Here is a 20488-nt window from a genome sequence, read left to right on the forward strand (position 1 = left end):
TTTGCTTCGCCGCCGAACTTCTTCGACAGAACGGTTGCGATCGCTGCGGTCAGCGTGGTCTTGCCGTGGTCAACGTGGCCAATGGTGCCCACGTTCACGTGCGGCTTGGTCCGTTCGAATTTACCTTTTGCCATTTTCTCTATCCTTCAAAAGAACGATTTGTTCAATATCAACTAAATTTCAGCCCGCCCCACACGGGGCGGACCGTATTTCATCGCAAGACTTACTTGGCCTTCGAAGTGACGATCGCGTCGATCACGTTCTTGGGCGCTTCGGAGTAGTGCTTGAATTCCATCGAGTAAGTTGCGCGGCCTTGAGTAGCCGAACGCAGCGTGGTCGAGTAACCAAACATTTCCGACAGAGGCACTTCGGCCTTGATGATCTTGCCGCCACCGCCGGCGATTTCATCCATGCCTTGCACCATACCGCGGCGGGACGACAGGTCGCCCATCACGGTACCGGCGTAGTCTTCCGGGGTTTCCACTTCCACAGCCATCATCGGCTCCAGAATGACCGGGCTGGCGCGACGGCAACCGTCCTTGAACGCCATCGAACCGGCCATGCGGAACGCGTTTTCGTTCGAGTCCACGTCGTGGTACGAACCGAAGAACAGGGTGACCTTGACGTCGACCACCGGGTAGCCGGCCAGCACGCCGGTGTTCAGGGTTTCGCGAACACCCTTTTCAACTGCCGGGATGAATTCGCGAGGAACGGTACCGCCCTTGATCGCGTCGACGAACTCGAAGCCCTTGCCGGCTTCTTGCGGTTCGATCTTCAGCACCACGTGACCGTACTGACCGCGGCCGCCCGACTGCTTGACGAACTTGCCTTCGGACTCTTCGCAGGCCTTGCGGATGGTTTCGCGGTAGGCAACCTGCGGCTTGCCGACGGTGGCTTCAACGCCGAATTCGCGCTTCATGCGGTCGACGATGATGTCCAGGTGCAGCTCGCCCATACCGGCGATGATGGTCTGGCCGGATTCTTCGTCGGTACGCACGCGGAACGACGGGTCTTCAGCTGCCAGGCGGTTCAGGGCCAGGCCCATCTTTTCCTGGTCGGCCTTGGTCTTCGGCTCGACGGCCTGCGAGATCACGGGCTCGGGGAAGACCATGCGCTCCAGCACCACGGGTGCCTTGTCGTCGCACAGGGTGTCGCCGGTGGTGGTGTCCTTCAGGCCAACGACGGCGGCGATGTCGCCTGCCAGCATTTCCTTGATTTCTTCACGCTGGTTGGCGTGCATCTGCACGATACGGCCGATACGTTCCTTCTTCGACTTCACCGAGTTCAGCACGGTGTCGCCCGAGTTCAGGGTGCCCGAGTAGCAGCGGATGAAGCACAGCTGGCCAACGAACGGGTCGGTGGCGATCTTGAAGGCCAGGGCGGAGAACTTCTCGTCGTCCTTGGCTTCGCGCACGACCGGCTCTTCGTCGTCGTTCACGCCCGGAACCGGGGGAATGTCGACCGGCGACGGCAGGTATTCGATCACGCCGTCCAGCATCGCTTGCACGCCCTTGTTCTTGAAGGCGGTGCCGCACATCATCGGGACGATTTCGCCGGAGATGGTGCGTTGACGAATTGCGCCCTTGATTTCGGCTTCGGTCAGGTCGCCTTCTTCCAGGTACTTGTTCATCAGGTCTTCCGACGCTTCAGCGGCGGTTTCGACCAGGTTTTCACGCCACTTCTGCGCTTCTTCCTTCAGGCCTTCCGGGATGTCGCGGTAGTCGAACTTCATGCCCTGGGAAGCGTCGTCCCAGTAGATCGCGCGCATCTTGACCAGGTCGATCACGCCTTCGAAGTTTTCTTCGGCGCCGATAGGCACTTGCATCGGGATCGGGTTGGCCTTCAGGCGAGCACGCATTTGCTCATAGACCTTGAAGAAGTTCGCGCCGGTACGGTCCATCTTGTTGACGAACGCCAGACGGGGAACCTTGTACTTGTTGGCCTGACGCCACACGGTTTCGGACTGCGGCTGCACGCCGCCCACTGCACAGTAAACCATGCAGGCGCCGTCCAGAACGCGCATCGAACGTTCCACTTCAATGGTGAAGTCAACGTGGCCCGGGGTATCGATGATGTTGATGTGGTGGGCCGGGAAGTTGTTGGCCATGCCCTTCCAGTAGCAGGTGGTAGCAGCCGAGGTGATGGTGATGCCACGCTCTTGCTCTTGCTCCATCCAGTCCATGGTGGCGGCGCCATCGTGCACTTCACCGATCTTGTGGTTCACGCCCGTGTAGAACAGGACGCGCTCGGTCGTGGTGGTCTTGCCTGCATCGATGTGAGCGGAGATACCGATGTTGCGGTAGCGCTCAATGGGGGTCTTGCGAGCCATGATTTATTCCTAAGTCTTTAATGCACGAAACCGAGCGTCAATTTTTTCAAATAAACGCTCGGCTCGAACCAATTCAGATATAGACAAGGATCCTGCCGATGCGACGGGATCCTCACCCTGTCTTTGTTAGAAGCGGAAGTGCGAGAACGCCTTGTTCGCTTCTGCCATACGGTGCACTTCGTCACGCTTCTTCATTGCACCGCCACGGCCTTCGGCGGCTTCCATCAGCTCACCGCCCAGACGCTGCGGCATGGACTTCTCGCTGCGCTTGTTGGCGGCTTCACGCAGCCAACGCATGGACAGCGCCATACGACGGACCGGACGCACTTCGACGGGCACCTGGTAGTTGGCGCCGCCGACACGGCGGGACTTCACTTCAACCATCGGCTTGCAGTTCGCCAGAGCGGCTGCGAACACTTCCAGCGGGTCCTTGCCGGACTTTTGCTGGATATGGTCGAACGCGCCATAGATGATGTTCTCGGCGACGGACTTCTTGCCCGACAGCATCAGAACGTTAACAAACTTGGCAACATCAACATTGCCGAACTTCGGATCCGGCAGAATTTCCCGCTTGGGGACTTCACGACGACGTGGCATTTCGATTCCTTTCAATCTTCAGTTGAGTGGGCGAACCCTGATTCAACATCGCCTGCACTCGCGGAGAGCCATCATGGCTTCCACTTACTCGGCCCATCTGGACCGACACTTTTACCAGGCGACAAGCGCCATGATAAAGACCAATTATTACTTCTTCGCTGCCTTGGCGCGCTTGGCACCGTACTTCGAGCGAGCTTGCTTACGATCCTTGACGCCCTGGGTATCCAGTGCACCGCGAACCATGTGGTAACGCACACCCGGCAAGTCCTTGACACGGCCGCCGCGGATCAGCACGACGCTGTGTTCCTGCAGGTTGTGGCCTTCACCGCCGATGTACGAAATCACTTCGAAACCGTTGGTCAGGCGCACCTTGGCGACCTTACGCAGCGCGGAGTTCGGCTTCTTCGGGGTGGTGGTGTAGACACGGGTGCAGACACCGCGCTTTTGCGGGCTGTTTTCCAGCGCCGGCGATTTGCTCTTCACGGTCGCACGGACGCGTGGGTTGCTAATCAGTTGATTGATGGTTGGCATCGTTTTAATCCAACAAAGTACAACATTGAAAACAGGTTCCGGAAACGGTTGCCCGGAACCACACGGGAAACTTTCACGCGAGAAACAGCGCGTTTCGGATTTAAGACCGGAAGGGAGGTAAGCGTCGCAGAAGCGAAAATCAGACCAAAGAACGCATAAGCCCGGGCGAGCCTAAATTCGAGAACTCGCGAGTATATGCCTGAAAGACAGCCCGGTCAACCTGGACCGGGCTTTTGGGGCGGAATCGGCCCGTTTGAGGCCGATTTGCGACGATTATCACACTATCAGACGAACAACATTTCTTTCGTTCAATCTTCAGCCGCGCGGCAAGGCGCCGACGATGCTGCGCCACAACGTCGTTTCTTCCTGTCCGCGGTCGCGGCGCGAGAAGAAGTTGACGATCATGTTGCCGCGGGCGTCGTAGAACTCGACCGAGGTCACGATGCCGTGATCGGTCGGGCGGCGCACCACCCAGCCGTGGTCGACCGCCGCCTGCCGCAGGTGCAGGTTGAAGTCGGGATCGAGCACGTTGTACCACTCGCCGGAGGTCGAGGTCTTGTCGACCGGGCCGCTGTAGATCTGGGTCATGCCGCGACTGCTGACGAACACCATGATGGGCTGCTTGCGGCTGCGCGCATCTTCGATCAGCGCCTGCGCCGCCTGCGGCTGGATGCGCCAGGCCGAATCGCCGCCGATCAGCTGCAGGGCCTGTTCGCGGGTGAGCTTGAGGTCGCGCAGCAGGCGCGGAAACTGGTGCACGTCGGTCAGCTCATGCCAGGACAGGCGCAGCTCCTTGATGTCCTCTTCCGACGGTTTGGCGTTGGCCACCACCGGGCCGGGCGCGGGGGCCGGCTCGACCTTCAGCTCGGTGCGCTGTTCGGCCATCCTGAAGTCGGCCACCAGCTTGTCGAAGGCGGCGATGTGTTCGTCATTGTCGAGATAGACCTTGTGCACGGCGTCGCCGTAGCGATCAAAGAACTGCAGGCTACGGCTGGTCTTGCCGCCGCGACCGGGCTGCACCACGGCAAAGGCGCTGCCCCACTGGGCGGTGGAGAAACGCAGGTCGATGGGGCCGCCGGCGAAGCCGGTGCCGGGGGTCACGCGGCCTTCGGCGTCGCGGCGCGGCGGGGTGACGGCGCCGGAGCGCTCCAGCACCACGTTGTCGTTGCGGGTGATGGCCTTGATGCGGCCCAGCTCGGGCAGGCGCTCGAAGATCGCCTTGAAATTCTGCTCGCCGTCGTTCAGCCGCACCGCCTGGCGGCCGACGTCGGTGGCCACCAGTTGCGCTTCGGACACGCCCAGCTTCTGCGCGGCGTCGCGCGGATGGGTCTTGGGCTGCTCGACGCGCAGTTGCGCCCAGCGCTCGGCCAGCGGTTGTTGCGTGGCGCAGCCCGCCGCCAGCAGGGCGGCTGCCAGGGCGATGGCGCCTGCGCCCGTGCGCAGCGTCCTGCTCTTGCGATTGTGATGATTCATTCGGAGTCCTTTCAGGTCATGGCATTGCATTAAAGCCCGCCGCGTGGCCGCCGGCGCGGATACGCAGCGGGCGGGGATCAGTATTCGAACTTCATGCTGACGTTGAAGCTGCGGCCGGGCTCGGTGTAGGCATCCTTGTTGACGGCGCTGTCGGCCAGCGACAGGCCGCGGATGTCGGTCCAGCTCCAGTACTTCTTGTCGAACAGGTTGCGGATGCCGGCGTACAGGATCATGTTCTTGTTGAAGCGGTAGCCGCCGGAGAGGTCCATGACGAAGAAGGACGGCGAGACGAAGTTGGTGGACGTCGGAATGTCTTCCTTCTTCTTCGCGGCGTTGTAGACCATGTCGGTCTGCATGAACCAGACCTTGTTCGGCTCGTAGCGCACGCCGGTCACGACCGACAGCGGCGCCACCGATTCCAGCCCCTGCTCGACGCCGTTGACGGTGGTCGTGCCCTTGGTCCACGCGAAGCCGCCCTTGACCGTCCAGGCATTGTCGAGCTGCCAGTCCAGGCGCCCTTCGAAGCCGTGGATCTCGGCCTTGTAGGCGTTGCGGTACTGGTAGATGGTCGGGTTGGCGGCCGTCAGGTTGCCGCCCACCGTCACCAGGTCGATGAAGTTGCGGTAGTTGCCCTTGTACGCGGCCGCGCTGTAGCGCACGGCGCTTGCGCCCGTCGACAGCTTGCCGCGCAAGCCGACCTCGAAGGTGTTGCTGGTCTCGGGCTTGAGGTCAGGATTGGAGATCTGCTTGTAGACCGTGTTGTTGAAGAAGGAGTTGACCTCCTGCGGCGACGGCGAGCGGAAACCGCGCGCATATTGCACGTAGGGGATGAACGCCGGCGTCACCTCGTACAGGAAGGCCAGGCGCGGGGAGAAGGCGCTGTCTTTGCTCTCGGCCGCCGGCTGGCCGCTGGCGATGGCTTGCGCATCGTACTTGGCGCTGGCCTTGGGCTTGAGGTCATAGGCGTCGTAGCGCAGGCCGGCGATGGTGGTCAGCGCGCCGGTGCGCATTTCATCCTGCACGTAGGCGCCCACGGAGGTGTACTCGGTCTTGGGGAAGTACTCGCAGTACTGCGTGCCGGTGCAGGTGGTCCAGCCGGTGCCGTTGGCGTTGACCTTCAGCGTCGACAGGCTCAGGTCCAGGCCGTAGACCAGCTTGTGGCGGAAGGAGGCCGGGCCGAAATTGCTCTCGGCCAGCACGCCGCCGCCGATGACCTGGTCGCTGTACGACACCTGGCGAAAGCGCGGGCGTACCGTGGCGCCGACGGTGACGCCGCCCTCATAGGTGTACTGGTCGGTGTCGGCGTCGCGATAGTAGAGGTTGGCCTTGAATTTCTGCAGCCATGCGCCATCGGGATCGGCGTGCTCATAGGCCAGGATCGCGCGATTGCTCTTGGCGTCGCTGCTGGTGTAGTAGTTGTTGATGACGCTCGACAGCGCCGACAGGCCGTTCCCGCTGTTGCGCTGTTCGGTGGTCTCCAGCGTCAGCTTGAAGGTATCCATGCCGTTGGGCTTGAACACCAGCTTGCCCAGCGCCGAACGGTTGGTGTAGCTCATCGGATCGGGCGTGGTGCGCGCGGTGCCGGTGGTGTCGTTGCTGCCCTTGTTGTCGGCCTCCTTGCCGTGGCGCGCATTGAGCACCAGCATGCCCTGCCACTGGTCGCCGCCCCAGGCGGCGCTGGCGGTGCCGCCATAGCTGCGGTCCACCGAATCGTAGGAAGGCTTGAAGCCGAAGTAGGTGCTCTTGCCGAACACATTGAGCAGGTCCTGCGGATCCTTGGTGATGAAGTTGACCGCGCCGGTCATGCCGTCGCTGCCGTACAGCGAAGAGGCCGGGCCGCGCAGCACTTCGATGCGCTGGTAGAGCTCGGTGTCGGTATAGGCGCCGCGCCCCACGCTGGCCACGCCCTGGCTGAAGGCGCGCGGCATGGCGATGCCGTCTTCCAGCATCAGCACGCGGTTGCCGTCCAGGCCGCGGATGGTGATGCCTTCATTGCCGCCGCGACCGGTGGTGGCGGTGGCGCCGGTGATGCCGGACATGCGGTAGACGTTGCGGCGCACCTCCACGCCCGGCTCATAGCGCAGCGCGTCCTTGATATCCTTGGCGTTGTGTTCCTCGATGTCCTCGGCGGTGATCACCGAGACGGTGGCGGCCGCGTGGTCGAGGTCGGTGCTGCCCGAACGGTTGGCCGTGACCACCACGTCCTGCAGGCGCTTGCCGTCGGATTTTGCCGCGCTTCTGCCGCCGGTATCGGCGACCTGGGCGAGATTGATGGATTCATCGGCCGTCTGCGCGAAAGCGTTCGCGCAAGGCCACTGCTGCAGCGCCAATAGCATGGCCGCTGCAAATGTCGATTTGCATGGAGACACTGGTAACCACCCCTTCAGTTGGTTCGGTTACTAGCGTCGGCTGGCTACCTCGAGATTTAAACCGCCCTGCGCGGCCGCCATGTGCGGCGCCGGCTGTTGCCTGCGTGCCCCTATCCCCCGATGGGAGCGGTGCGCATGTGGCAGCAGGAGCGGAACTTGATAATTATTTTTCAGAAAAACTCAGATGAGAATAATTATTATTTGAGTATTTTAGGAGATTGCTCAGCATTAGACAATCTCAAAATCGCGTTTCAATCCTATGTCGGATATACGGCGCAACAGATAAGGGTGCCCTTCCCGGCGGCTGAAAAAAAACGGCGCCGGAATTTCTTCCGGCGCCGTTTCATCTTGCTTGGCGCTCAATGCGAAGCGGCCCTGACTTCAGGCCGCCTCAGCGGACAACTCAGGCTTCGCCTTCGCCGCCGCCGATCGCTTCGGTCGAGGAGATTTCCTCGCCGGCCACATCCGAATGGGATGCACGTTCGGCTTCGAGCAGTGCTGCGCGCTCTTCGGCTTCCCATGCGTCCTTCTCCTTGCGGGCGCGGTGGAACGCGAGACCGGTACCGGCCGGGATCAGGCGGCCGACGATCACGTTTTCCTTCAGGCCGCGCAGGCCGTCCTTCTTGCCCATGATCGCAGCTTCGGTCAGCACGCGGGTGGTTTCCTGGAACGATGCGGCCGAGATGAACGAGTCGGTCGACAGCGATGCCTTGGTAATACCCAGCAGGACGTTCTCGTAGGTCGCCGGCAGCTTGCCTTCGGCGGTCACGCGATCGTTCTCGTCCAGCAGTTCCGAACGCTCGACCTGCTCACCGGTGATGTAGTTGGTGTCGCCCGGCTCCACCACTTGCACGCGGCGCAGCATCTGGCGCACGATCACTTCGATGTGCTTGTCGTTGATCTTCACGCCCTGCAGACGGTACACGTCCTGCACTTCGTCGACGATGTAACGCGCCAGCGCTTCGATACCCAGGAGGCGCAGGATGTCCTGCGGATCGGCCGGGCCGTCCACGATCATTTCGCCCTTGTTCACCACCTGGCCGTCGTGCACCAGCACCTGCTTGTCCTTGGTGATCAGGAACTCGTGCTTGGTGCCTTCCATGTCGGTGATTTCCAGACGCTGCTTGCCCTTGGTTTCCTTGCCGAAGGCAACGGTACCGGTGACTTCGGCCAGCATGCCGGCGTCCTTCGGCGAGCGTGCTTCGAACAGTTCGGCCACGCGCGGCAGACCGCCGGTAATGTCACGGGTCTTCTGCGATTCGGTCGGGATACGTGCCAGCACTTCACCCACATGCACTTGCTGGCCGTCCTTGACGGTAATCAGCGCGCCGACCTGGAAGCCGATGGTCACCGAGTGTTCGGTGCCGGCGATCTTCACTTCTTCGCCTGCTTCGTTCAACAGCTTGACCTGCGGACGCAGCACCTTGGACGACGGACCGCGACGCTTGGCGTCGATGACCACCAGGGTCGACAGACCGGTCACTTCGTCGATCTGCTTGGCGACAGTGGCGCCTTCTTCCACGTTTTCGAACTTCACGGTACCGGAGTACTCGGTGATGATCGGACGGGTCAGCGGATCCCAGGTTGCCAGTGCGGTGCCGGCCTTGATGGTCAGGCCATCCTTGACGATCAGGGTCGCGCCGTACGGCACTTTGTGACGCTCGCGCTCACGGCCCAGGTCGTCGGTGATCAGCACTTCGCCGGAACGGGAAATGACGATCTGCTCGCCCTTGCCGTTGGTGACGTAACGCATGGTCGCGGTGAAGCGGACGATACCGTTGGACTTGGCTTCCACCGACGATGCCACAGCTGCACGCGATGCCGCGCCACCGATGTGGAAGGTACGCATGGTCAGCTGGGTACCCGGTTCGCCGATCGACTGCGCGGCGACCACACCGACTGCTTCGCCGGAGTTGACCAGCAGGCCGCGGCCCAGGTCGCGGCCGTAGCACTTGGCGCACAGGCCGTAGCGCGTATCGCAGGTCAGCGGGGTGCGAACCTTCACTTCGTCGATGCCCAGACGCTCGATCTCTTCGACCTTGTCTTCGTCCATCAGGGTGCCGGCTTCGTACAGCGTAGCCTGGTCTTCCGGATTGACGATGTCGGTCGCGGCGACGCGGCCGAGGATACGGTCGCGCAGCGCTTCGATGACTTCACCGCCTTCGACCAGGGCCTTCATGGCCGCGCCGTTGGAGGTGCCGCAATCGTCCTCGATCACCACCAGATCCTGGGTCACGTCGACCAGACGACGGGTCAGGTAACCGGAGTTCGCGGTCTTCAGCGCGGTGTCGGCCAGACCCTTACGGGCGCCGTGCGTCGAGATGAAGTACTGCAGAACGTTCAGGCCTTCGCGGAAGTTCGCGGTAATCGGCGTTTCGATGATGGAGCCGTCAGGCTTGGCCATCAGGCCGCGCATACCGGCCAGCTGGCGAATCTGCGCTGCCGAACCACGGGCGCCGGAGTCGGCCATCATGTAAATCGCGTTGAACGATTCCTGAGTGGTCTTCTTGCCTTCGCGGGTGACGACGTCTTCCACCTTCAGCTGGTCCATCATGGCCTTGCCGACTTCGTCGCCGGCCTTGCCCCAGATGTCCACCACCTTGTTGTAGCGCTCGCCGGCGGTCACCAGACCGGAGGCGTACTGCTGTTCGATCTGCTTGACTTCCGATTCGGCAGCCGCGATCAGGGTGGCCTTTTGCGGCGGCACCAGCATGTCGTCCACGCAGATCGAGATACCGGCGCGGGTCGCCAGGCGGAAGCCCGACTGCATCAGCTGGTCGGCGAACACCACGGTGGCGCGCAGACCGCACTTGCGGAACGAGGTGTTGATCAGCTTCGAGATTTCCTTCTTCTTCAGTGCGCGGTTCAGCACCGAGAAAGGCAGACCCTTCGGCAGAATTTCGGACAGGATGGCACGACCCACCGTGGTTTCGTAACGCTTGACGGTACGCACGAATTCGCCGGTAACCGGATCCTTCGGGTTCTCGACGATACGCACGGTCACGCGGGTAGCCAGCTCGACTTCCTTGTTGTCGTACGCGCGGATGACTTCCGACACGTCCGGGAACAGCATGCCTTCGTTCTTGCCGTTGATGGCTTCACGGGTGGCGTAGTACAGACCCAGCACGATATCCTGGGACGGCACGATCGACGGTTCGCCGTTGGACGGGAACAGGATGTTGTTGGAGGCCAGCATCAGGGTGCGGGCTTCCATCTGCGCTTCGATCGACAGCGGCACGTGAACGGCCATCTGGTCGCCGTCGAAGTCGGCGTTGAACGCCGCGCAAACCAGCGGGTGCAGCTGGATCGCCTTGCCTTCGATCAGGACCGGCTCGAACGCCTGGATGCCCAGACGGTGCAGGGTCGGCGCGCGGTTCAGCATGACCGGGTGTTCGCGGATGACTTCTTCCAGGATGTCCCAGACCACCGGCTCTTGCGCTTCCACCAGCTTCTTGGCGGCCTTGATGGTGGTCGACAGACCCATCAGTTCCAGCTTGTTGAAGATGAAGGGCTTGAACAGCTCCAGCGCCATCAGCTTGGGCAGACCGCACTGGTGCAGCTTCAGCTGCGGACCCACCACGATGACCGAACGGCCCGAGTAGTCGACGCGCTTGCCCAGCAGGTTTTGACGGAAACGGCCGCCCTTACCCTTGATCATTTCAGCCAGCGACTTCAGCGGACGCTTGTTGGCGCCGGTCATCGCCTTGCCGCGACGGCCGTTGTCCAGCAGCGAGTCAACCGCTTCCTGCAGCATGCGCTTTTCGTTGCGCGTGATGATCTCCGGAGCACGCAGCTCCATCAGACGCTTCAGACGATTGTTACGGTTAATGACGCGGCGATACAGGTCATTCAAGTCGGAGGTCGCGAAGCGGCCGCCGTCCAGCGGCACCAGCGGACGCAGTTCCGGCGGCAGCACCGGCAGCACTTCCATGATCATCCAGTCGGGCTTGATGCCCGAGCGCTGGAACGCCTCCAGCACCTTCAGGCGCTTGGCGTACTTCTTGATCTTGGCTTCGGACTTGGATTCCTTGAGTTCCTGGCGCAGGGTTTCCGCGTCGCGGTCGATATCGATCGAGCGCAGCAGTTCGCGGATACCTTCGGCGCCCATGAACGCGACGAAGTCGTCGCCGTACTCTTCGTACTTGGCGGCGTAGTCGTCTTCGGACATGATCTGGCACTTCTTCAGCGGGGTCATGCCGGGATCGGTCACGACGTAGGCTTCGAAGTACAGCACGCGCTCGATGTCGCGCAGGGTCATGTCCAGCACCATGCCCAGGCGGGAGGGCAGCGACTTCAGGAACCAGATGTGGGCGGTCGGCGAGGCCAGCTCGATGTGGCCCATGCGCTCGCGGCGCACCTTGGCCAGGGTGACTTCAACGCCGCACTTCTCGCAGATCACACCGCGGTGCTTCAGGCGCTTGTACTTGCCGCACAGGCATTCGTAGTCCTTGATCGGGCCAAAGATCTTGGCGCAGAACAGGCCATCGCGCTCAGGCTTGAAGGTACGGTAGTTGATGGTTTCCGGCTTCTTGACTTCGCCGAAGGACCACGAGCGGATCTTGTCCGGCGAGGCCAGACCGATCTTGATCGCGTCGAATTGTTCGTTTTGCTGGACTTGCTTGAATAGATCGAGCAGTGCTTTCATGTATCACTCCAGTTGGCGTGAAAAAACTAAATTTACGTGTGGGCCGGTTCACCCTGCTGAACCCTGTTCGCACCGGCGGGAGAGCCGTCAAGGCCATTGCCTTGCGGTTCCGCACGGTACCGGGACAGACCTCCCCGGCCTAATGAATAACCGGCGTATATGCAACACTTGCGATATAGCGCCGGCGACTCTACTGCTTTGACTTCTTGAATTCTTGTGTTTCGCCGGCCATGCAAAGCGCCGACGGGGATGCACGGCGTGGCGCCATGCATCCCCTGTTACATCATTCGCGTTCCAGGTCGATGTCGATACCCAGCGAGCGGATTTCCTTCACCAGCACGTTGAAGGATTCCGGCATGCCGGCGTCGATCACGTGATCGCCCTTGACCAGGTTCTCGTAAACCTTGGTACGGCCGTTCACGTCGTCGGACTTCACGGTCAGCATTTCCTGCAGGACGTACGATGCGCCGTAAGCTTCCAGCGCCCAGACTTCCATTTCGCCGAAACGCTGGCCGCCGAACTGCGCCTTGCCGCCCAGCGGCTGCTGGGTCACCAGCGAGTACGGGCCGGTGGAGCGTGCGTGCATCTTGTCGTCGACCAAGTGGTGCAGCTTCAGGTAGTGCATGTAGCCGACAGTCACGGTGCGCTCGAAAGCTTCGCCGGTACGGCCGTCATACATGGTGACCTGGTTCTTCGACGGGGTCATGCCCAGCTGCTTGGCGATCGGATCCGGGTACGCCAGGTCCAGCATGCGGCGGGTTTCCTTTTCGTGCGCGCCGTCGAACACCGGAGTTGCGAACGGAACGCCCTTCTTCAGGTTGGCCACCAGCTCGACGATCTCGTCGTCGCTGAACTTGTCCAGCTCTTCCTGCTTGCCCGACTCGTTGTAGATGGTGGTCAGGAACTTGCGCAGTTCCGCGACCTTGGCTTGCGCCTGCACCATCTCGCCCAGGCGCAGGCCCAGGCCCTTGGCTGCCCAGCCCAGGTGAACTTCCAGCACCTGGCCGACGTTCATACGCGAGGGCACGCCCAGCGGGTTCAGCACGATGTCGGCCGGAGTACCGTCGGCCATGTGCGGCATGTCTTCGATCGGCAGGATGCGGGAAACCACACCCTTGTTACCGTGACGGCCCGCCATCTTGTCGCCAGGCTGCAGGCGACGCTTCACGGCCAGGTAGACCTTGACCATCTTTTGCACGCCCGGCGGCAATTCGTCGCCCTGGGTCAGCTTCTTGCGCTTCTCTTCGAAGGCCAGGTCGAACTGGTGACGCTTCTCGGCGATCGATTCCTTGATCGCTTCCAGGGCGTTGGCCATGTCGTCGTCGGCCGGACGGATGTCGAACCAGTGGTACTTGTCCAGGTCGTCCAGGTAAGCCTTGTCCAGCTTGGTGCCCTTGACCAGCTTCTTCGGGCCGCCGTTGGCGACCTTGCCGATCAGCAGGCGTTCCAGACGCTGGAAGGCGTCGCCTTCCACGATACGCAGCTGGTCGTTCAGGTCCAGGCGGTAGCGCTTGAGTTCATCGTCGATGATCTGCTGGGCGCGCTTGTCGCGCTGGATGCCTTCGCGGGTGAACACCTGCACGTCGATGACGGTGCCGACCATGCCCGAAGGCACGCGCAGCGAGGTGTCCTTAACATCCGAAGCCTTTTCGCCGAAGATCGCGCGCAGCAGCTTCTCTTCCGGCGTCAGCTGGGTCTCGCCCTTCGGGGTGACCTTACCGACCAGGGTATCGCCTGCTTCGACTTCAGCGCCGATGTAGGTGATGCCGGACTCGTCCAGGCGAGCCAGTTGGTTCTCGGCCAGGTTCGAGATGTCGCGGGTGATTTCTTCCGCGCCCAGCTTGGTGTCACGCGCCACCACCGACAGTTCTTCGATGTGGATCGAGGTGTAGCGGTCATCTGCCACAACCTTTTCGGAGATCAGGATCGAGTCTTCGAAGTTGTAGCCGTTCCACGGCATGAAGGCCACCAGCATGTTCTGACCCAGGGCCAGTTCGCCCAGGTCGGTCGATGCGCCGTCGGCGATGACGTCGTGCTTGGCGACGCGGTCGCCGACCTTCACGATCGGACGCTGGTTGATGTTGGTGTTCTGGTTGGAACGGGTGTACTTGATCAGGTTGTAGATGTCCACGCCGACTTCACCGGCTTGCGCCTCGTCGTCGTTCACGCGGATCACCACACGGCCTGCATCGACGTAGTCGACCACACCGCCACGCAGCGCCTGCACGGTGGTGCCGGAGTCGACTGCCACGGTGCGCTCGATGCCGGTGCCGACCAGCGGCTTTTCCGGACGCAGGCAAGGCACGGCCTGACGCTGCATGTTGGCGCCCATCAATGCGCGGTTCGCGTCATCGTGCTCGAGGAACGGAATCAGCGAGGCTGCCACCGACACCACCTGGCCCGGGGCCACGTCCATGTATTGCACGCGTTCCGGCGAGACCAGGATGGTTTCGCCGGCTTCACGGGCCGACACCAGTTCGTCGGACAGCTTGCCGGAACCATCGATGGTCGCGTTCGCCTGGGCGATCACGTAACGACCTTCTTCGATGGCCGACAGGTAGTCGATCTGGTTGGTCACCTGGCTGCCTTCGACCTTGCGGTACGGGGTTTCCAGGAAGCCGTATTCGTTCAGGCGGGCGTACAGCGCCAGCGAGTTGATCAGGCCGATGTTCGGGCCTTCAGGCGTTTCGATCGGGCACACGCGGCCGTAGTGGGTCGGGTGCACGTCGCGCACTTCAAAGCCGGCGCGTTCGCGGGTCAGACCGCCAGGGCCCAGGGCGGAAACGCGGCGCTTGTGCGTGATTTCCGACAGCGGGTTGGTCTGGTCCATGAACTGCGACAGCTGCGACGAACCGAAGAACTCGCGGATAGCGGCCGAGATCGGCTTGGAGTTGATCAGGTCGTGCGGCATCAGGTTGTCCGCTTCGGCCTGGCCGAGGCGTTCCTTGACGGCGCGCTCGACACGCACCAGGCCTGCGCGGAACTGGTTTTCGGCCAGTTCGCCCACGCAACGCACGCGGCGGTTGCCCAGGTGATCGATGTCGTCGACTTCGCCGCGGCCGTTGCGCAGCTCGACCAGGATCTTGATGACGGCCAGGATGTCTTCATCCGACAGGGTCATCTTGCCGGTCAGCTCGTCGCGACCGACGCGACGGTTGAACTTCATGCGGCCCACGGCCGACAGGTCGTAGCGTTCTTCGCTGTAGAACAGGCCGTTGAACAGCGCTTCCACGGACTCTTCGGTCGGCGGTTCGCCAGGACGCATCATGCGGTAGATCGCCACGCGCGCGGCGGTCTTGTCGGCGGTGTCGTCGGTGCGCAGGGTCTGCGAGATGTAGCCGCCCTGGTCCAGGTCGTTGGTGTACAGGGTCTGGATCGCGGCGATGTTGGCTTCGCGCAGCTTGGCCAGCAGTTCCTCGGTCAGCTCGTCGTTGGCGCTGGCGATGACTTCGCCGGTGTCCGGATCGACGATGTTCTTGGCCAGCACGCGGCCCAGCAGGTAGTCCTCGGGAACCGAGATGTGCTTGATGCCGGCGGCTTCGATGTCGCGCACGTGCTTGGCGTTGATGCGCTTGTCCTTGGCGACCATCACCTTGCCCGACTTGTCGGTGATGTCGAAGCGTGCGACTTCGCCGCGCAGGCGCTCGGAGACGAACTCCATGTCGGCGCCGTCGGCGTGCAGGTTGAAGTTGTCGAAGACGAAGAAGTTCGCCAGGATCTGCTCGGACGTCATGCCGATGGCCTTGAGCAGGATCGTGACCGGCATCTTGCGGCGGCGGTCGACGCGGAAGAACAGGATGTCCTTCGGGTCGAATTCGAAGTCCAGCCAGGAGCCGCGGTAAGGAATGATGCGTGCCGAGAACAGCAGCTTGCCCGACGAGTGCGTCTTGCCGCGGTCGTGTTCGAAGAACACGCCCGGCGAGCGGTGCAGCTGGGACACGATCACGCGTTCGGTGCCGTTGATGACGAACGAGCCGGTGGTGGTCATCAGGGGCAGTTCGCCCATGTAGACTTCCTGCTCCTTCATTTCCTTGACGACCGGCTTGGTCGGCGATTCACGGTCCAGGATCACCAGGCGCACCTTGGCGCGCAGCGGGGACGCGAAGGTCAGGCCGCGCTGCTGGCATTCCTTGACATCGAACGGAGGAGCGCCCAGCACATACGACAGGAACTCGAGGCGCGCAAAACCATTGTGCGACACGATGGGGAAAATCGAGGTGAAGGCGGATTGCAGGCCTTCGTTCTTGCGCTCCGAAGCGGTACGCTCGGGTTGCAGGAAATTCTGGTACGACTCGATCTGAGTCGCGAGCAGGAACGGAACGTTGTGGACGTTTGCGCGTTTCGCGAAGGATTTGCGAATGCGCTTCTTCTCAGTAAATGAGTAGTGCATGGACACTCCGTGAGTGACAGGAAGGATAGAGAGTTCAAGATTCGATCAAACCGCGCGGCCCGCCGGAAATGCAGGCCCGGAAAACCGGCACTCAAATCTTCAAGTTTCTACCCTAGTTTTTTGCCTCGTTCGCGCTTAATATTCCGGGCATTGGAAGGTTGCAGCGCACCAAAACGACGTACAAAAATAAGAAACGACAAAGGAGCCAAAGCCGAATCCCTTTTTCAAGGGATTCTGCACTTTGACTCCGGAGCAATAAACTCGCCTGAACAGGCAAGAGAATTACTTCAGTTCGGCCTTGGCGCCAGCTTCTTCCAGCTTCTTCTTGGCAGCTTCGGCGTCAGCCTTGGCGATGCCTTCCTTCACTGGCTTCGGAGCACCGTCGACCAGATCCTTGGCTTCCTTCAGGCCCAGACCGGTGATTTCGCGGACTGCCTTAATGACGCCAACCTTGTTCGCGCCGACTTCGGCCAGAACAACGGTGAACTCGGTCTGCTCTTCAGCAGCGGCAGCACCGCCGCCAGCAGCGCCACCAGCGGCCGGAGCGGCCATTGCAGCTGCGGAAACGCCAAACTTTTCTTCGAATGCCTTGACCAGGTCATTCAGTTCCATCACGGACAGCGCGCCAACGGCTTCCAGGATGTCTTCTTTGCTAATTGCCATTTGAAACTCCTAAATTTATTTCGGTAATAACATCAGATTGGTAATGACGCGGAACGTCGAAACTGCAGAGCTGGCCGCCGATGGCGGCCGTGCATCATGCGGCTTCGGCTTCCTTCTTGGCTGCCAGAGCAGCCAAGGCGCGCGCAAAGCCCGACACCGGAGCCTGCATCATGCCCAGAACCTGGGCCAGCAGAACTTCGCGGGACGGGATGTTTGCCAGCGCGGACACGGCAGCCTTATCCAGCTGCTTGCCTGCGTAGTTACCTGCCTTCACAACCAGCTTGTCGTTGGTCTTGGCAAAGTCGGACACGACTTTGGCAGCGGCCACGGCGTCTTCCGAGATCGAGTAGATCAGCGGACCGGTCAGTTGCGGGGCGAGGTCGGCAAACTGGGTGCCTTCGACAGCGCGACGAGCCAGCGTGTTTTTCAACACGCGCAGGTACACGCCTTGGGCACGCGCTTGTGCGCGCAGTTGCGTCAAGGAACCAACCTGGATGCCACGGTATTCGGCCACGACGATAGTTTGCGCGGTTGCAACTTTCGCGGAAACTTCGGCGACGACGGCCTTCTTGTCATTCAGATTGAGACTCAAGATCAACCTCCAAAAGTAGTGCTCGGCGACCACACAGGCGAAGATGCCTGCTTGCCTTACACCGGTTCGAACACGGCGTCCGAGGTTTAGGAGTTCACTGCAGCATAGGGCAAAGCCCAATTTCCTGCTGAGACTACAAAACTTGTTCGGGTTCACCATCTGCGCTGGGTCGATTGCATTTGCATGCGCTCTGTTTAACTTCTTCCGGCATTGTTGCCACCGGCGTCCGCCCAACGGTCTTTGATTGCCTGCAGCAGCCAGACTTCAACCGCTGCAGCCCAAAGATGCGCCCCGCGCTCCAACCGGAGAACGGGGACTTGATTCTTTCTTAGCCAGCCAGGGAAGCCTGGTCGACACGCACGCCGGCGCCCATGGTGGACGACAGTGCGATCTTGCGCAGGTAGATACCCTTGCTGGTGGCCGGCTTGGCCTTGTTCAGGGCGTCGATCAGGGCCAGCAGATTGGCCTTCAGATCGGCGTCGGAGAACGACTTGCGGCCGATGGTTGCGTGGATGATGCCCGACTTGTCGGTACGGTATTGCACCTGACCGGCCTTGGCGTTCTTGACGGCGGTAGCGACGTCCGGGGTCACGGTGCCGACCTTCGGGTTCGGCATCAGGCCGCGGGGGCCCAGGATCTGGCCCAGGGTACCGACGATACGCATGGTGTCCGGCGAAGCGATCACGATGTCGAACGGCATGTCGCCGGCCTTCACGCGCTCTGCCAGGTCTTCCATGCCGACCACGTCGGCGCCGGCTGCCTTGGCAGCCTCAGCCTTGTCGCCGGAGGCGAACACGGCCACGCGAACGGTCTTGCCGGTACCAGCCGGCAGCACCACGGAGCCACGGACCACTTGGTCGGACTTCTTGGCGTCCACGCCCAGTTGCACGGCGACGTCGATCGACTCGTTGAACTTGGCGGTGGCGAATTCCTTGATCAGGGAAACGGCGTTATCGAACGGATAGGCCTTGGTACGATCGACCTTGTCCTTCAATGCCTTCATGCGCTTGGATACCTTAGCCATTACAGACCCTCCACCGTGATGCCCATCGAACGTGCGGAACCAGCGATGGTGCGCACTGCAGCTTCCAGATCAGCAGCGGTCAGGTCCGGCTTCTTCTGGGTTGCGATCTCTTCCGCTTGCTTGCGGGTGATCTTGCCGACCTTGTCGGTATGCGGCTTGGCGGAACCCTTCTGGATGCCGGCGGCCTTCTTGATCAGGATCGTTGCCGGCGGAGTCTTCATCACGAAGGTGAAGGACTTGTCCGCGAAGGCGGTGATCACGACCGGAATCGGCAGACCCGGTTCAACGCCTTGAGTTTGTGCGTTGAAGGCCTTGCAGAATTCCATGATGTTCAGACCGCGCTGACCCAGCGCCGGACCGATCGGGGGGGACGGGTTTGCTTTACCAGCTGGCACTTGCAGCTTGATAAAACCAATAATCTTCTTTGCCATGACGGCTCCTGTGTTGATTGAGTCTTAGCGCCCGTTCGTCGGCCTTGCGGCTTCCTAGTGGGGCTCCTCGATTTGCCGGACTGCCGAACGGGGATACCTGTCCGACGCGCTCCGGCGGGCGCTTTATTCTTTGACGCTGCGAGTGAGATTCCGGGAGGGGATCAGACTTTTTCCAGCTGGCCGAATTCGAGCTCGACCGGGGTGGCGCGACCGAAGATGGTGACCGACACGCGCACGCGCGATTTTTCGTAGTTCACTTCTTCGACGTTGCCGTTGAAATCGGTGAACGGGCCTTCCTTGATGCGCACCATTTCGCCGACTTCGTACAGCACCTTCGGACGCGGCTTTTCGACGCCTTCCTGCATCTGGCGGACCAGCGCATCCACTTCGTGCTGCGGCAGCGGGGTCGGGCGATTCGACTTGCCGCCGATGAAACCGGTGACCTTGCTGGTGTTCTTCACCAAGTGCCAGGTCTCGTCGGTCATTTCCATCTCGACCAGGACGTAGCCCGGGAAGAAACGGCGTTCGGTCACCGACTTGTGACCGTTTTTCATATCCACGACTTCTTCAGTCGGCACCAGGATCTGGCCGAACTGGTCTTGCATGCCCGCGCGAGTGATGCGCTCGGTGAGCGCGCGCTGAACACTTTTTTCCATGCCGGAATATGCATGCACCACGTACCAGCGCTTTTTTCCGGCGCCTGAAACGCTTTGCGCACCAATCGGTGCGCTGTCTTGTGTGCTATCGCTCATGTTATTTCCAGCCCAAAATTACGTCGTACAACAGGAATTCGAGCAGCTTGTCCGCACCCCACAGGAAGATCGCCATGATCAGGACGAAGGCGAAGACCACAGCTGTGATCTGCATCGCTTCCTTGCGGGTGGGCCAGACGACCTTCTTGGTTTCGCGCACGGATTCCTTGGCGAAACCGACGAAGCCGCGGCCTTGTGCAGAAGTCCAGGCAAAACCGACAGCCACGAGCAGACCGGCGACCAGGGCGGCAGCGCGCACCGGGGTCGACTGATCAGACAACACAAAAAAACCGACCACGCCTGCGACGACTGCAACGATTGCCAATGCAATCTTGATCTTGTCGTTGGAGGTGTTGACGGTTTGAACTGGCTGGTTAGACATTGCTTACTTTCAGTACCCTGCACCAGATTCGGTGGCAGGGGCGGAGGGCCTCGAACCCCCAACCTTCGGTTTTGGAGACCGACGCTCTGCCAATTGAGCTACGCCCCTACAAAAACTCGCGATTGAGACACGAATGCCGCGATACGAACCTCGCACCGCGGCAACATGCTTTACTGCTTGATCTTACTCGTAGATCTTGGCAACGACGCCGGCGCCGACGGTACGACCGCCTTCACGGATAGCGAAACGCAGGCCTTCTTCCATCGCGATCGGGTTGATCAGCTTGACGGTGATCGACACGTTGTCGCCC

At 61.3% G+C, this 20488-nt stretch carries 15 protein-coding genes and 1 tRNA gene; all 16 read right to left on the reverse strand.

From position 1 onward, the window contains the following. On the reverse strand, positions 1-134 hold a 134-nt coding region (locus CEJ42_RS24100; RefSeq protein ID WP_243397932.1), incomplete at its 3' end, for a GTP-binding protein. An 89-nt stretch (positions 135-223) separates the two neighbouring features. Beyond that, a complete protein-coding gene (gene fusA, locus CEJ42_RS24105) occupies positions 224-2329 on the reverse strand; it encodes an elongation factor G (RefSeq protein WP_079217282.1) in 2106 nt (701 codons plus the stop codon). Positions 2330-2455: 126 nt separating this feature from the next. Next, positions 2456-2926: a 30S ribosomal protein S7 gene (gene rpsG, locus CEJ42_RS24110; RefSeq protein ID WP_079217283.1), complete on the reverse strand. Its 471-nt coding sequence runs from the start codon at positions 2924-2926 to the stop codon at positions 2456-2458. Between the two features lie 147 nt (positions 2927-3073). Then, the gene (gene rpsL, locus CEJ42_RS24115) at positions 3074-3457 is read right to left on the reverse strand and encodes a 30S ribosomal protein S12 (protein ID WP_079217284.1); all 384 of its coding nucleotides are present in this window, start codon (positions 3455-3457) and stop codon (positions 3074-3076) included. Positions 3458-3772: 315 nt separating this feature from the next. Next, positions 3773-4930 carry a hemin-degrading factor gene (locus tag CEJ42_RS24120; RefSeq protein WP_088752798.1) on the reverse strand — a complete coding sequence of 386 codons (1158 nt, stop codon included), beginning with the start codon at positions 4928-4930 and terminating at the stop codon, positions 3773-3775. Between the two features lie 77 nt (positions 4931-5007). After that, on the reverse strand, positions 5008-7266 hold the full coding sequence (locus tag CEJ42_RS24125) for a TonB-dependent hemoglobin/transferrin/lactoferrin family receptor (RefSeq protein WP_088752799.1): 2259 nt from the start codon (positions 7264-7266) through the stop codon (positions 5008-5010). 436 nt (positions 7267-7702) lie between these two features. Continuing rightward, complete coding sequence (gene rpoC, locus CEJ42_RS24130; RefSeq protein WP_079217287.1) at positions 7703-11944, reverse strand: DNA-directed RNA polymerase subunit beta'; 4242 nt, start codon at positions 11942-11944, stop codon at positions 7703-7705. Between the two features lie 283 nt (positions 11945-12227). Continuing rightward, positions 12228-16334 carry a DNA-directed RNA polymerase subunit beta gene (gene rpoB, locus CEJ42_RS24135; protein WP_079217288.1) on the reverse strand — a complete coding sequence of 1369 codons (4107 nt, stop codon included), beginning with the start codon at positions 16332-16334 and terminating at the stop codon, positions 12228-12230. 282 nt (positions 16335-16616) lie between these two features. Continuing rightward, positions 16617-16997, reverse strand: coding sequence for a 50S ribosomal protein L7/L12 (rplL, locus tag CEJ42_RS24140; RefSeq protein ID WP_008334117.1), 381 nt, complete (start codon positions 16995-16997; stop codon positions 16617-16619). A gap of 94 nt (positions 16998-17091) precedes the next feature. Next, a complete protein-coding gene (gene rplJ / locus CEJ42_RS24145; protein WP_079219236.1) occupies positions 17092-17589 on the reverse strand; it encodes a 50S ribosomal protein L10 in 498 nt (165 codons plus the stop codon). A gap of 328 nt (positions 17590-17917) precedes the next feature. Next, entirely contained in the window at positions 17918-18613 is a 696-nt protein-coding gene (gene rplA / locus CEJ42_RS24150) for a 50S ribosomal protein L1 (RefSeq protein ID WP_079217289.1), read from the reverse strand. Next, complete coding sequence (rplK, locus tag CEJ42_RS24155) at positions 18613-19044, reverse strand: 50S ribosomal protein L11 (RefSeq protein ID WP_007875265.1); 432 nt, start codon at positions 19042-19044, stop codon at positions 18613-18615. The genes rplA and rplK overlap by 1 nt, the downstream gene beginning before the upstream one ends. Positions 19045-19205: 161 nt before the next feature. Continuing rightward, positions 19206-19796: a transcription termination/antitermination protein NusG gene (gene nusG / locus CEJ42_RS24160; RefSeq protein ID WP_079217290.1), complete on the reverse strand. Its 591-nt coding sequence runs from the start codon at positions 19794-19796 to the stop codon at positions 19206-19208. 1 nt (position 19797) lies between these two features. Further along, positions 19798-20178 (reverse strand): preprotein translocase subunit SecE, encoded by a 381-nt coding sequence (gene secE, locus CEJ42_RS24165; protein ID WP_088752800.1) that lies wholly within the window; start codon positions 20176-20178, stop codon positions 19798-19800. A 32-nt stretch (positions 20179-20210) separates the two neighbouring features. Continuing rightward, positions 20211-20286 (reverse strand) — tRNA-Trp (locus tag CEJ42_RS24170). Between the two features lie 75 nt (positions 20287-20361). Continuing rightward, positions 20362-20488 (reverse strand): EF-Tu C-terminal domain-related protein (locus CEJ42_RS24175; RefSeq protein ID WP_476729728.1); only part of this gene is annotated, 127 nt, incomplete at its 5' end.

Source organism: Herbaspirillum robiniae (assembly GCF_002213415.1).
Lineage (GTDB): Bacteria > Pseudomonadota > Gammaproteobacteria > Burkholderiales > Burkholderiaceae_D > Herbaspirillum > Herbaspirillum robiniae.